At 33.3% G+C, this 13,216-nt stretch carries 12 protein-coding genes; 11 read left to right on the top strand and 1 reads right to left on the bottom strand.

The features are described from left to right. Entirely contained in the window at nt 1-897 is an 897-nt protein-coding gene (gene gldA, locus MTX13_RS10865) for a gliding motility-associated ABC transporter ATP-binding subunit GldA (RefSeq protein ID WP_250434903.1), read from the bottom strand. Nucleotides 898-1,170: 273 nt separating this feature from the next. Here gldA and MTX13_RS10860 point away from each other — a divergent pair, with 273 nt between their 5' ends. The 11 genes from MTX13_RS10860 to queA all read left to right on the top strand — a co-directional run bounded on the left by MTX13_RS10860 (nt 1,171) and on the right by queA (nt 13,204). Next, a complete protein-coding gene (locus tag MTX13_RS10860; protein WP_250434895.1) occupies nt 1,171-1,998 on the top strand; it encodes a prephenate dehydratase in 828 nt (275 codons plus the stop codon). Further along, nucleotides 1,995-3,137, top strand: a complete 1,143-nt coding sequence (locus MTX13_RS10855) for a pyridoxal phosphate-dependent aminotransferase (RefSeq protein WP_250434894.1) — start codon at nt 1,995-1,997, stop codon at nt 3,135-3,137. The genes MTX13_RS10860 and MTX13_RS10855 overlap by 4 nt, the downstream gene beginning before the upstream one ends. A 3-nt stretch (nt 3,138-3,140) precedes the next feature. Beyond that, a complete protein-coding gene (locus MTX13_RS10850; RefSeq protein WP_250434892.1) occupies nt 3,141-3,992 on the top strand; it encodes a prephenate dehydrogenase in 852 nt (283 codons plus the stop codon). Between the two features lie 10 nt (nt 3,993-4,002). Beyond that, the gene (locus MTX13_RS10845) at nt 4,003-5,088 is read left to right on the top strand and encodes a bifunctional 3-deoxy-7-phosphoheptulonate synthase/chorismate mutase type II (protein ID WP_250434890.1); all 1,086 of its coding nucleotides are present in this window, start codon (nt 4,003-4,005) and stop codon (nt 5,086-5,088) included. Between the two features lie 21 nt (nt 5,089-5,109). Continuing rightward, complete coding sequence (gene rsgA, locus MTX13_RS10840; protein WP_250434882.1) at nt 5,110-6,060, top strand: ribosome small subunit-dependent GTPase A; 951 nt, start codon at nt 5,110-5,112, stop codon at nt 6,058-6,060. A gap of 2 nt (nt 6,061-6,062) precedes the next feature. After that, complete coding sequence (dtd, locus tag MTX13_RS10835; RefSeq protein ID WP_250434874.1) at nt 6,063-6,518, top strand: D-aminoacyl-tRNA deacylase; 456 nt, start codon at nt 6,063-6,065, stop codon at nt 6,516-6,518. A 57-nt stretch (nt 6,519-6,575) separates the two neighbouring features. Further along, nucleotides 6,576-8,483 (top strand): DUF3857 domain-containing protein, encoded by a 1,908-nt coding sequence (locus MTX13_RS10830; protein WP_250434866.1) that lies wholly within the window; start codon nt 6,576-6,578, stop codon nt 8,481-8,483. Between the two features lies 1 nt (nt 8,484). Further along, nucleotides 8,485-10,500, top strand: a complete 2,016-nt coding sequence (locus tag MTX13_RS10825) for a transglutaminase domain-containing protein (protein ID WP_250434864.1) — start codon at nt 8,485-8,487, stop codon at nt 10,498-10,500. A gap of 1 nt (nt 10,501) precedes the next feature. Beyond that, complete coding sequence (locus tag MTX13_RS10820) at nt 10,502-10,828, top strand: nucleotide pyrophosphohydrolase (RefSeq protein WP_250434863.1); 327 nt, start codon at nt 10,502-10,504, stop codon at nt 10,826-10,828. A gap of 5 nt (nt 10,829-10,833) precedes the next feature. Then, nucleotides 10,834-12,066 (top strand): 3-phosphoshikimate 1-carboxyvinyltransferase, encoded by a 1,233-nt coding sequence (locus MTX13_RS10815; RefSeq protein WP_250434861.1) that lies wholly within the window; start codon nt 10,834-10,836, stop codon nt 12,064-12,066. An 88-nt stretch (nt 12,067-12,154) separates the two neighbouring features. After that, nucleotides 12,155-13,204 (top strand): tRNA preQ1(34) S-adenosylmethionine ribosyltransferase-isomerase QueA, encoded by a 1,050-nt coding sequence (queA, locus tag MTX13_RS10810; RefSeq protein WP_250434852.1) that lies wholly within the window; start codon nt 12,155-12,157, stop codon nt 13,202-13,204. Nucleotides 13,205-13,216 lie beyond the last annotated feature (12 nt).

The following is a 13,216-nucleotide window of genomic DNA, read 5'->3' as shown; positions in this document are numbered from 1 at the left end:
CTAATTAGAAGTCAACTCCCTAAACAAACTTTCCAAGCTAGCATTTTTTTGATTCAGTTGAAGAATCTTTAACTGATTGTCATGGGCAAAATCAAATACATGAGAACGCATGTCTTCGGTAGTATTGAAAGTTATTTCATAAACAAAATCGTAAGTGTTTGTTACCTGTTTCACTTTAGGTAATTTTAAAAGAAAAGCGTCTTCAACACGATAATCAAATTCCACTACCACAACTTGCTCTTTGTCATCTCGTAATTCCTTGAGTGTCTTATTCGCAACAATTTCACCTTTATTGATAATAATAACCCTATCGCACATAGCTTCAACTTCTTGCATAATATGTGTGGAAAGGAACACGGTTTTATCTTGTCCTAAATCCTTAATCAATTTTCGAATATCAATTAACTGATTTGGATCTAATCCTGTTGTAGGTTCATCTAGAATCAAGACTTCAGGATTATGTAGTAAGGCATTGGCTAGTCCAACACGCTGTCTATAACCTTTGGATAGTTGACCAATTTTTTTATGGGCTTCTGGTGTTAAGCCAGTCAATTCAATAACCTCTTGGATTCTATGTTTTGAAACACCATAAACTTGGGCATTAAAAGCTAAATACTCTCTAACATATTGGTCTAAATACAACGGGTTATGTTCTGGCAAATACCCTACACTTTTTTGTACGTCCTGCTTTTGAGAGTCAACATCAAAACTGTTAACTAGTGCTTTACCATCTGTAGCTTCAATAAACGTGGTTAGTATCTTCATCATAGTAGACTTACCAGCGCCATTAGGACCTAAAAAACCAACAATTTCTGGTTTTTTAACGTCAAAAGATATATTGTTTAATGCCTTTTGAGTTCCGTAAAGTTTAGTGAGGTTTTCAACTTTTATAGACATAGACTACTTATAATTTGTTTCAAAAGTAACTATTATTTTTAAAGGATTTGCTTTACGAAAACGTTATAATGTTAAAACAACCAAAAAAGATTTTGTTTTTTCAATTTATTAATTACTTTAGCCCTTGTAATTATGAAAGCAAGTACAAATTTTACATATTATAACTGGTTTTATTTCTTTTTTAGTAAAAGAAACGAGACTGCGTATATGTAATTTTAATTAAAAATATATTAGATAAAAGTCTCGGTTAATAATCGAGACTTTTTTTTGTTTATGATAAAATCTGTTGCCATACAAGGAGTACAAGGGTCATTCCATCATATAGTTGCCAAAAACTATTTTGGTGATACCGTTGTTTTAAACGAATGTTTGTCTTTCGATAAAGCAGTAGACACCTTGTTGTCTGGACAAGCTGATGCAGTGGTTATGGCTATCGAGAATTCTATTGCAGGCTCAATAATACCCAATTATGCTTTGATTGATGGACATAATCTGCATATAGTTGGCGAATATTATTTGGATATTCAGCACCATCTCATGGCATTACCAGGGCAATCCATTGAAGATATTAATGAGGTGTGTTCTCATCCTATGGCATTGTTGCAATGCAAGGCGTTTTTAAAACAATATCCGCATATTAAGTTGGTTGAAGATAAGGACACTGCCGAAGTGGCCAAACGTATTCAACAAAATCAATTAAAAGGAGTAGCAGCTATTGGGAGTTATCTAGCAGCCAATTTGTTTGAACTTAACATAATGGCAAGAAGCATTCAGACTATTAAGCATAATGAAACTCGCTTTGTTATCGTAAAACGTGAGAATCATGAAATACCGATGGAGGAAATAAATAAGGCATCTATAAAATTTCAACTAGAGCATAAACGTGGGAGTTTGGCTACTATATTAAATGTTATGAGCGATTGTAAATTAAACTTAACAAAAATACAATCGTTGCCAAAAATTGAAACACCTTGGAAATATGCCTTTTTTGTTGATGTTACTTTTAACGATTACAACGATTTTGAAAAAGCACAATCCATTATAAAGATTATGGCAGAAGATTTTAAGGTATTAGGGCAGTATAAACAAGCAAGATCATGATTGAATTAGCAAATCGATTACGAACGGTTGAGGAGTACTACTTTTCTAAAAAATTAAGAGAGGTTAGGCTGCTAATGGCAAATGGAAAGCCAGTTATTAATTTAGGAATTGGCAGCCCAGATTTAAGTCCACCACAAAAAGTTATTTCGGCATTAACCGAAAGCTTTGTAAACCCTAAAGCCAATCAGTATCAAAGTTATCAAGGTTTACCAGAGTTACGCGAAGGCATGGTTTCCTTTTACAGAGAACAATATAATGTGTATTTAAGTCCGTCAACAGAGGTGTTACCATTAATGGGAAGTAAGGAAGGTATTATGCATATTTCCATGGCGTTTTTAAATGAAGGCGATCAAGTTTTAATTCCCAATCCAGGATATCCCACTTACACATCAGTTACAAAGTTGGTAGGTGCAAAACCTATTTTATATAGTTTAACGGAAGAAAATGATTGGTTACCAGATTTAGAACTTATAGAAAAGCAAGATTTATCACAAGTAAAACTTATGTGGATAAATTATCCGCATATGCCAACAGGAGCAAAAGCCAGTGATGCTTTTTTTACAAGGTTGGTGTCTTTTGCCAAGCGGCATAATATTTTATTGGTTAATGATAATCCTTATAGTTTTATTTTAAACACAGAACCTAAAAGCATATTCCAGGTTTCGGGAGCTAAAGACGTGTGTTTGGAACTTAATAGCTTGAGTAAAACATTTAATATGGCAGGATGGCGCGTTGGGATGGTTTTAGGAAAATCAGAATTTATTAATGCCATTTTGAAAGTGAAAAGCAACATGGATTCAGGTATGCTTTACGGTGTTCAAAAAGCTGCTATTGAAGCTTTAAATTGTTCAAAGCTATGGTATGTTAGCTTAAATCAGGTTTATAAGCAACGTCGAGAGCTAATCTGGAAACTGGCCGATGCCTTAAATTGTACGTACAATAAAAATGCATCGGGAATGTTTGTTTGGGCCAAGTTGCCACCTTTTATAAAATCGGAAGAGTTTATTGATTTACTATTAAAGGAGAATGACATTTTTATTGCACCAGGAACTATATTTGGTAGTAATGGTGAAGGCTATGTGCGCTTTTCATTATGTGCAACTGTTGAAGATATTGAAGAAGCTATTGCAAGAATTTAGACTATGAAAAACATATATATTATTGGAGTTGGTTTAATTGGCGGCAGTATTGCCAAAGATATTAAACACTTAAATCCTGATATTTCTATTTATGGAATAGATACCAATGATGAACATTTACAAAAAGCTGTAAAGCTAGGAATAATTGACTTTAAGGCAGAATGGGACGATTTAAGACAAGCAGATAGTGTTATCCTTTCAATTCCGGTTGATGCAGCTGTAGAACTTTTGCCTAAAGTATTAGACTTAGTTAACGATGATGCTTTGGTTATGGAATCTGGATCGACAAAAGTTGAAATTTGCAAAGCTGTTGAAAATCATCCTAAACGCAGAAATTTTTTGGCAACGCATCCTATAGCAGGTACAGAATTTTCGGGACCAGATGCTGCTTTATTGGGTTTATTTAAAGGCAAGACCAATATAATTTGTGAAATAGAAAAAACAGCGTTCAAGCTTCAGGAACGTGCTTTAACTATATTTAAAATTATGGGAATGCGCATTCGCTATATGAACCCTGAAGCGCATGACAAGCACATTGCTTATGTATCACATTTGTCGCATATAAGTTCCTTTATGCTTGGAAAAACGGTTATAGAAAAGGAGAAAAACGAACGTGATATTTTTGATATGGCTGGAAGTGGTTTTGCATCAACAGTTCGATTGGCCAAAAGTTCACCAGATATGTGGACGCCAATTTTTAAACAAAACAAAACCAATGTGATTGAAACCCTAGAGGAGTACATTCAAAATCTAAAAGCATTTAAGACGCATTTGGAAAATGATGATTTTGATGAAATTCATAGTGAAATGGCCAATACCAATCACATAAAAGATATATTAAACGGAATTGCTTAATAATAAGAATATGAAAAACAAGAAAGAGTTAAGAAATTGGCTAGATAACTTTGGGTTAAGTCACCCATTGGTCATTGCTGGTCCTTGTAGTGCAGAAACAGAAGCACAAGTACTAAAAATTGCACATCAATTAAAAGATAGCGATGCAACTGTTTTACGAGCTGGTATTTGGAAACCTAGAACAAGACCAGGAAATTTTGAAGGCGTGGGTGCTCTAGGATTAAAGTGGTTGCAAAAAGCCAAAGAGGAAACAGGAATGCTTATTTCTACAGAAGTAGCTAATGCCAATCATGTGGAATTAGCTTTGCAGCACGATGTAGATGTATTGTGGATTGGTGCCCGAACAACGGTAAGCCCTTTTATTGTACAGGAAATAGCCGAAGCTTTAAAAGGGACTGATAAACCTGTTTTGGTAAAAAACCCGGTTAATCCAGATTTGGCTTTATGGCTCGGAGCCGTAGAGCGTTTGCATACCGCAAACATTAAGAATTTAGGCGTTATTCATAGAGGCTTTTCAACTTATGAAAAAACACGATATAGAAATAATCCAGAATGGCAATTGCCCATCGATTTGCAAAATAGGTTTCAAGATTTACCTTTGATTTTGGATCCTTCACATATTGCAGGAAAGCGCGATATCATTTTTGATTTATGCCAAACAGCATTAGATTTAAACTATGATGGTTTAATGGTTGAAACACATTTTGATCCTGATAATGCTTGGAGTGATGCAGCACAACAAATTACTCCTGAAACCCTTATCCAGTTTATGGAAGATTTAAAAATTAGAAAGGAAACAGGTGAAGCGGCAGAGTTTAAAAATAAAATTAATACACTTCGTACGCAGATAGATGTGATAGACCACCAGCTTATTGAAATGCTAGGTAAACGTATGAAAGTTGCTGATGATATAGGTACACTTAAAAAAGAATTTAATGTTGCTGTATTGCAAACAAAGCGATGGAATGAAATATTGGGTAAAATGATTCTTCAAGGTGAAGAAAAGAATTTGAGCGAAGAATTTATTTTGCGGGTTTTTAAGGCGGTGCATCAAGAATCTATAAATCATCAAGAGAAGATTATAAATGCTAATTAGAAATTTAGCATCTTTGTAGTAATGACAGGAATTGTTTATAAATCTACAGGAAGTTGGTACACGGTAAAAACCGATTTAGGTGCTACGTATTTGTGTAGAATTAAAGGGAAATTCCGCTTAAAAGGTATAAAAAGTACGAATCCAATTGCGGTTGGAGATGTAGTGGATTTTGAGCTCGAAACTAAAAATGATGAGGTTACTGGTGTTATAGAAAATATTCACGACCGTGAAAACTATATTGTTAGAAAATCGGTTAACCTATCAAAACAAACCCACATTATTGCAGCTAATATAGATCAGGTTTTTTTATTAATTACAATTGATAATCCACCAACCTTTACCAGTTTTATAGACCGTTTTTTGGTAACAGCAGAAGCCTATTCTGTAAAAACCATTCTATTATTTAATAAAATTGATTCGTATTATGGCGATACACTTGATGAAGTGAAATTTTTAGCACATGTCTATCGAAAAATAGGCTATGAGTGTATTGGTATTTCTGCAAAAACAGGAAAAAATATTGATAAGGTTAAGTCCTTGATGAAAGATAAGGTAAGTATGTTTGCTGGCCATTCTGGTGTTGGAAAGTCTACACTAGTTAATGCCATAGAACCAGAACTGGATTTAAAAACAAAAGCTATTTCGTCGCAACATATGCAAGGTCAACACACGACTACTTTTGCCGAGATGTTCGATTTAGGTTTTGGTGCTAAAATTATTGATACACCCGGAATAAAGGGATTTGGAGTGGTAGATATGGATAAGGAAGAGGTCGGTGATTATTTTCCAGAGTTTTTTGCGTTAAAGCAAGATTGTAAATTTAACAATTGTATTCACCTAGACGAGCCTAAATGTGCCGTAAAAGACGCTTTAGATAATGATGAAATTGCCTATTCTAGATATCGTAGTTATGTACAGATTTTAGAAGGAGAGGATGAGCATTACCGAACCGATAATTATGACGATGTTTAATTATGAGAGTAGTTCTTCAACGCGTTTCAGAATCTAGTGTAACTATTAATGATAAACAAGTTGCAGCAATAGGTAATGGACTTCTGGTATTGCTTGGAATTGTTGATGATGACACTCATGATGATATCAATTGGCTATCCAATAAAATAGTAAACATGCGTATTTTTCCAGATGAAAACGGAGTTATGAATGCTTCCATATTAGACTGCAAAGGCGATATAATTGTTGTGAGTCAATTTACATTACATGCCAATACAAAAAAAGGTAATAGACCAAGTTATATAAAAGCAGCAAAGCCAGATATTGCTATTCCACTTTACGAATCTTTTATTAAAGCATTGGAAATCAGTTTAGGAAAGCCTATTCAAACAGGTGAGTTTGGAGCCGATATGAAAGTTTCATTAGTTAACGATGGACCAGTAACGATAATAATAGATTCAAAAGACAAAAATCTTTAAGCTTTCCTTAAGAGACTTTTAAAAATAATTATATTTTTATGTCCATAATTTTTTAGCATGCCCAAACCAACCAACCTTCTAGTATTTTTTGCTATTATTTGTTTTCATATTTCTATAGCTCAAGAAAGTGCTTTGCTCATTTCAGATTCTATTCCATTCCAATTAAAAATTAAAGCCAATTCTGTTGTGCGTCAAAATAAGATGGTAATAGAGATAAAAGATTACAACCATATGGTTGTTAACAATAATAGAATTATTACAGTATTTAATAAATACGGAGATTCTGATATAGGAACTTATGAGTCTTATAGCAATAATGTTAGTATTCGCAACCTTGAGGCTAGAGTTTATGACGCCAAAGGAAATGAAATAAAAAAATTTAAAGAAAAAGACTTTATTGATGAAAGCGCTGTTGATGGGATTTCGTTGTATTCAGACAATAGAGTAAAATATTTAGATTATACACCAATTAACTATCCTTATACTATTGTTTATGAATCTGAAGTAGATTATCGTACAACTGCATTTTTGCCATCATGGTACCCAATTGAAGGATATTATTCAAGTACACAAAACGCAGAATATCAAATTATCAATAATTCGAGCTCTACAGTTAAAATTAAGACAGAAAACTTTGAAGATTACAAGATTGAAAAGCTTAATGATTTTCACTACAAAGCTTCAAATTTAATGTCAATTGCGCCAGAATCGTATAGTCCTCCCTATAAAACGTTTGCACCTAATTTAAAAGCTGCGCTAACTGAATTTGATATGGAAGGTGTAAAAGGAGTTAATAATAACTGGACAGATTTTGGACAATGGATGAACGACAAATTAATTACTGGAACACAAGAATTGCCCGAGACTGTTAAAACAGAAATAAATGCCCTAACGGCTAGTGCTACAACAAATTTAGAGAAAGCTAAAATTGTCTATGAATACATGCAAAGTAAAACGCGGTATATAAGTGTGCAAGTAGGTATTGGTGGTTGGAAGCCCATGTATGCTTCAGATGTAGATAGATTGGGTTATGGTGATTGCAAGGCACTTACAAATTATACCAAATCATTATTGGACGAAGTAGGTGTGCCATCATATTATACTATAATTTATGGAGACGAAGATATCAGAAATATTGACAAAGAGTTTTCAGCTACACAGGGAAATCATGCTATACTTTGTCTGCCAAATAATGGAGATTATGTTTGGCTGGAATGTACAAGTCAAACTGTTCCTTTTGGTTATATAGCCAATTTCACTGATGATAGAGATGCTTTGATAATTACACCCAAAGGAGGGGAAATTGTACACACAACAGTTTATAAGGATGATGATAATATTTTAAATACCAAGGCAACAGTTGAATTGGATGCCTCTGGAAATATAGTTGCCGAAGTTAATTTAGAATCTTTAGGCAGTCAGTATAGAACCCATGAAAGGTTATTGTATAAAACACATAAAGACCAAGAATTGTACTATAAAGAGTACTGGGATTATATAAATAATTTGGCAATCATATCAAAATCCTTGACCAATGATAAGGATAATGTGGTTTTTACAGAAAATGTGTCTATTGAAGGTTTAAAATATGCAACAAAAGCTGGTAACAGGTTGCTCTTACAGCCAAATATTTTTAATCGGGTAACAAAAGCGCCTCCAAGATATAAGAAAAGAAAATTGCCTGTTGAGGTAGATAGAGGATTTGTAGATTATGATGAGTTTACAATAAAACTGCCAAGTTCAATTCAGGTTGAAGCCTTACAAGATGATATAAGCATAAGTAACAAGTTTGGAGAATATGAATTTAGTGTTAAACAGATTAATGAAAACGAACTGTTATTTAAACGCAAGTTTTTGCTAAAAAAAGGAAATTTCCCTAGAGAAGATTACAAAGATTTTAGAGCCTTTTGGTTAAAGGTTATAAAATATGATAAATCTAAAATAGCGTTAATACAAAAATCATAGAATGAAAAACATCACCTTAATTTTAATAGCATTATTTAGCTTTAATTCTTTTTCTCAAGATTATCGTTTTGGTAAGGTTAGCAAAGACGAGTTATTAGAAAAACGAAATTCTCAAGACACATCAGCTCACGCAACAATTTTGTATCACAATCAAGAAATCTACTATCAATATAGTCAGAATGATGGTTTTACTCAAGTTAATACTATGTACAGACGTATTAAAATTTATGATAAAGAAGGCTATAATTGGGCAACTCACCAAATTAGATTATATGATCAATCAGCTTCAAGCGGAGAAGATTTAAAAAGCTTAAGAGGCTACACCTACCATTTAGAAAATGGTAAGGTAAAAAAGACTAAACTAAAGAGCGAAAGCATTTTTGAGGAAAAAGAAAGTGATAATTGGGAATTGCTAAAATTCACATTGCCTAATATCAACGATGGTGTTGTAATTGAATATGAATATGCCATCCATTCTCCATATATCGCTTTAGAAGATGTAGTTCTGCAGGAATTGATTCCAATTAAACAATTGGACTTTGAAGTTAGAATACCAGAGTTTTTTAATTTTAATAAAACGGTTAACCCAAAATCAACATACTACCCTGAAGTTTTAGAATCAGAATATGATCGTGTAGAAAACACCTATGCAAGAAATCGAGTTACTACAAGTCGAGGAACCCAATCAAGCACGACTGAAGGTTCAGAGTGGAGATTTAAAGAACGTAAAACAGAAGTGCACGAAACTAATATACCAGCTTTAGTTTATGAGCCCTATGTAGACAACTTAAGAAATTATCAAACTAGAATCTCTTGGGAGTATGCTTTTTTTAGAGGACCTGATGGAGAAATAAAAACCTATTCAACAACATGGGATAAAGTTGTTGAAACCATATATAGAAATGATAATTTTGGTGGGCAACTCAATAAAACAAGCTATTTTGATGATGATTTAGATGCCGTTTTAGCTGGTGTAGATGACCCTATGGAAAAAGCAGCAAGGGTGTTTAACTTTGTTAAATCAAAAGTAAAATGGAATAAGTTTGTTTCTATTTATTCAAACGATGGGGTTAAAAGTGCTTACAAAACAGGTTCAGGCAATGTTTCTGAAATTAACTTGATGCTAACAGCAATGTTACGTTATGCAGGTTTAACAGCTAACCCTGTTCTAGTAAGTACACGAAGTCATGGAATTCCAATATTGCCTACACGTTCTGGTTTTAACTATGTTATTTCAGCAATCGAAGTACAAGATGGCTTAATTTTATTGGATGCCACTAACCCTTACACAACTGCAAATATATTACCAGAGCATGTTATAAACTGGCAGGGAAGAATTGTTCGAGAGCATGGTAGCTCTGCATGGATACCTTTAAATAGTAATACGTCATCAAAAGAAACCGTATCCTTAAATATTAAAATAAACGATGATTTATCAATTGATGGAAAAGTTAGAGATCATTTAACCAATCACTTAGCATTTGATTTTCGAGAACAATATAACAATATCAATAACGAACTTCATATTCAAAAATTAGAAGAAGATAAAGGTGAAATAGAAATTTCAAATTTAGAGATAAGTGGTGGTAAAGAATTAAGTAAACCAATTATGTATTCATATGATTACCACCTAGAGAATGCTATAGAAGAAATAGGAGATAAGTTGTATATGTCTCCAATGATTTTTATGGAACCAAAAGAAAATCCGTTTAAACAAGAAGCCAGGCTTTATCCTATTGATATTATTTATCCAAGATCAGAAAAATATGTTGTAAACATGATGCTTCCAGATGGTTATATTGTAGAAAGTTTGCCCAAAAACACAAAGATTCAATACAACAATAACGAAGGAGAATTTACTTATCTTGCAAGAGAGAATGGTAAAATGTTACAATTCACTATAAATTTGGATATGAATAAAACATTAATTCTTCCAGAAAATTACCCGGAATTTAAGAGGTTTTTTGAATTAATGATAGAGAAAGAAACGGAAAAAATAGTACTTAAAAAAGTCTAAAATGAATCTAGAAAACGCGCAAAAAGAAGTTGATAATTGGATTAAAGAACATGGAGTTCGGTATTTTAATGAATTGACAAACATGGCGCAATTAACAGAAGAGGTTGGTGAAGTTGCACGCATTATTGCTCGTCGTTATGGTGAGCAAAGCGAGAAAGAAAGTGATAAAGACAAGGATTTAGGTGAGGAATTGGCAGATGTGGTTTTTGTAGTCCTGTGTTTAGCTAACCAAACCGGAATTGATTTACAAGAAGCCTTTACCAAAAAAATGCTCAAGAAAACCAAGCGCGATCATGACCGTCATCAAAACAACGCTAAGTTAAAATAGTTATCATGACTATAAAGCTTCAAAAATCAGAACTGTCAAATCTTGATACTACAATTGCAATAACGGGTTCTAAAAGTGAATCTAATAGATTGTTGTTGCTACAGGCTTTATTCCCAAATCTGAAAATTAATAATCTATCAAATTCAGATGATTCCAAAGTCATGCAAAAGGCTCTAGGTGTTAAAAACCCTAAAGAGGTTGATGTGCATCATGCAGGCACAGCCATGCGTTTTTTAACCGCATACTTTTCAACGCAACAAGGGCAAGAGGTTGTTCTGACTGGTTCTTCAAGAATGAAAGAACGCCCAATAAAGATATTGGTTGATGCTTTAGTTCAATTAGGCGCAGATATTTCTTATTTAGAAAATATTGGCTTTCCACCTTTAAGAATTAATGGTAAAGCATTAACAAAACGTCAAGTAAACCTCCAGGCCAATGTTAGTAGTCAGTACATTTCGGCATTATTGCTAATAGGATCACAATTAAAAAACGGTATTGAACTAACGTTAGAAGGTAAGATAACATCAGTCCCATATATAAAGATGACATTGAGCCTGCTTGACCAATTGGGAATTGAAACCTTATTTTCAAACAATACAATAATTGTTAAACCAAAATCAAAAATTGAGGATACATTAATTACTGTAGAAAGTGATTGGTCATCAGCATCATACTATTTCAGTTTAATAGCTTTAAGTGAGATTAATGCTCAAGTTGCGTTGATATCCTATAGGCAAAATAGTCTTCAAGGTGATTCTCGACTAACAAAAATATATGAACACTTTGGAGTGGTTTCTAACATCAAAAACAACAAACTTGTTCTTCGTAAGGTTGCGAATATTGATAATACATCGCGAATCGTATTGGATTTGTCTGACGCACCAGACATAGCACAAACCATTGCTGTAACTTGTTTTGGTTTAGGTTTGAGCTGTGAACTAACAGGACTACATACATTAAAAATTAAAGAAACCGATAGGCTACTAGCTTTAAAAACTGAACTGGAAAAACTCGGGGCAAATGTAAATGCTAACGAGTCTAGTTTACTATTGCATTCTACAAAACCCATAAAAAGCAATGTATTTATAGATACTTATAACGACCATAGAATGGCAATGGCTTTTGCTCCTTTAGCCTTAAAAACTGATATTAATATTAATGATGCTGCTGTGGTTTCTAAATCTTACCCAAGCTTTTGGGATGACATGAATACCCTTGGAATTAAAGTATCTGAATAATAATTGCCTAAATACTTGACAACCCCTACTTTCAGGTTGTATATTTGCAACTTTGCAAAATTAAATACAAACAAAATATAATAGGCATATGAAATTATCCCATTTTAACTTCGATCTTCCTGATGAATTATTAGCCGAGTATCCATCTGAAAATAGAGATGAATCACGATTAATGGTTTTAAATAGAAAAGATCAAACTATTGAACACAAAATGTTTAAAGACATCATTGATTATTTTGATGAAGATGACGTGATGATCTTAAACAACACCAAAGTGTTTCCAGCAAGATTATATGGGAATAAAGAAAAGACAGGTGCAAGAATTGAAGTCTTTTTACTTCGTGAATTAAATGAAGAACAACGTCTTTGGGATGTGTTGGTAGACCCTGCTCGTAAAATAAGAATTGGTAATAAATTATATTTTGGAGAAGAAGAATCGTTAGTAGCTGAGGTTATCGATAATACGACTTCAAGGGGTAGAACTTTGCGTTTTTTATATGACGGATCTTATAGAGATTTTAGAGCAAAACTTACAGAACTAGGTGAAACACCGCTTCCAAAGTATATTAAAAGAGATGTACAGCCAGAAGATGAAGAACGCTACCAAACCATTTTTGCAAAAAACGAAGGTGCAGTTGCTGCACCAACAGCTGGATTACACTTTTCTAAACATTTATTAAAACGTTTGGAAATTAAGGGTGTAAATTTTGCTGAAGTTACTTTACATGTTGGTTTAGGTACATTTAATCCAGTTGAGGTTGAAGATCTTTCAAAACACAAAATGGATAGTGAGGAGATTATAATCGATTCTAAAGCTGTTAATACAATTAACACAGCAATAAAAAATAAAAAGCGTGTGTGTGCCGTAGGAACTACAGCTATGCGCTCAATTGAAAGCTCTGTATCGTCTAGTGGTACATTAAATGAATTCAATGGTTGGTCAAATAAGTTTATTTTTCCTCCTTATGATTTCAGTATTGCTAATTGTATGATTACCAACTTCCATATGCCAAAATCCACCTTGTTAATGATGGCTTCTGCATTTGCAGGTCACGATTTTATTAAAAAGGCTTATGAAGAGGCTGTAAAAGAAAAATATAAATTCTATAGTTATGGTGATGCCATGCTAATTTTATAAAACAAAGAGAGC

This window comes from Hanstruepera flava, assembly GCF_023634025.1.
GTDB classification, from domain to species: Bacteria; Bacteroidota; Bacteroidia; order Flavobacteriales; family Flavobacteriaceae; genus Hanstruepera; species Hanstruepera flava.
Note: the sequence above shows the minus strand (reverse complement) of the source record. Positions and strands in the feature narration are given on the sequence as shown.

Bases quoted from the DNA above. Each gene is read 5' to 3' on its own strand.
- rsgA (WP_250434882.1), top strand. From the start codon at position 5,110: ATGACAGGAATTGTTTATAAATCTACAGGAAGTTGGTACACGGTAAAA.
- queA (WP_250434852.1), top strand. From the start codon at position 12,155: ATGAAATTATCCCATTTTAACTTCGATCTTCCTGATGAATTATTAGCC.
- gldA (WP_250434903.1), bottom strand. From the start codon at position 897: ATGTCTATAAAAGTTGAAAACCTCACTAAACTTTACGGAACTCAAAAG.
- MTX13_RS10850 (WP_250434892.1), top strand. From the start codon at position 3,141: ATGAAAAACATATATATTATTGGAGTTGGTTTAATTGGCGGCAGTATT.
- MTX13_RS10830 (WP_250434866.1), top strand. From the start codon at position 6,576: ATGCCCAAACCAACCAACCTTCTAGTATTTTTTGCTATTATTTGTTTT.
- MTX13_RS10845 (WP_250434890.1), top strand. From the start codon at position 4,003: ATGAAAAACAAGAAAGAGTTAAGAAATTGGCTAGATAACTTTGGGTTA.
- MTX13_RS10860 (WP_250434895.1), top strand. From the start codon at position 1,171: ATGATAAAATCTGTTGCCATACAAGGAGTACAAGGGTCATTCCATCAT.
- dtd (WP_250434874.1), top strand. From the start codon at position 6,063: ATGAGAGTAGTTCTTCAACGCGTTTCAGAATCTAGTGTAACTATTAAT.
- MTX13_RS10825 (WP_250434864.1), top strand. From the start codon at position 8,485: ATGAAAAACATCACCTTAATTTTAATAGCATTATTTAGCTTTAATTCT.
- MTX13_RS10815 (WP_250434861.1), top strand. From the start codon at position 10,834: ATGACTATAAAGCTTCAAAAATCAGAACTGTCAAATCTTGATACTACA.
- MTX13_RS10855 (WP_250434894.1), top strand. From the start codon at position 1,995: ATGATTGAATTAGCAAATCGATTACGAACGGTTGAGGAGTACTACTTT.
- MTX13_RS10820 (WP_250434863.1), top strand. From the start codon at position 10,502: ATGAATCTAGAAAACGCGCAAAAAGAAGTTGATAATTGGATTAAAGAA.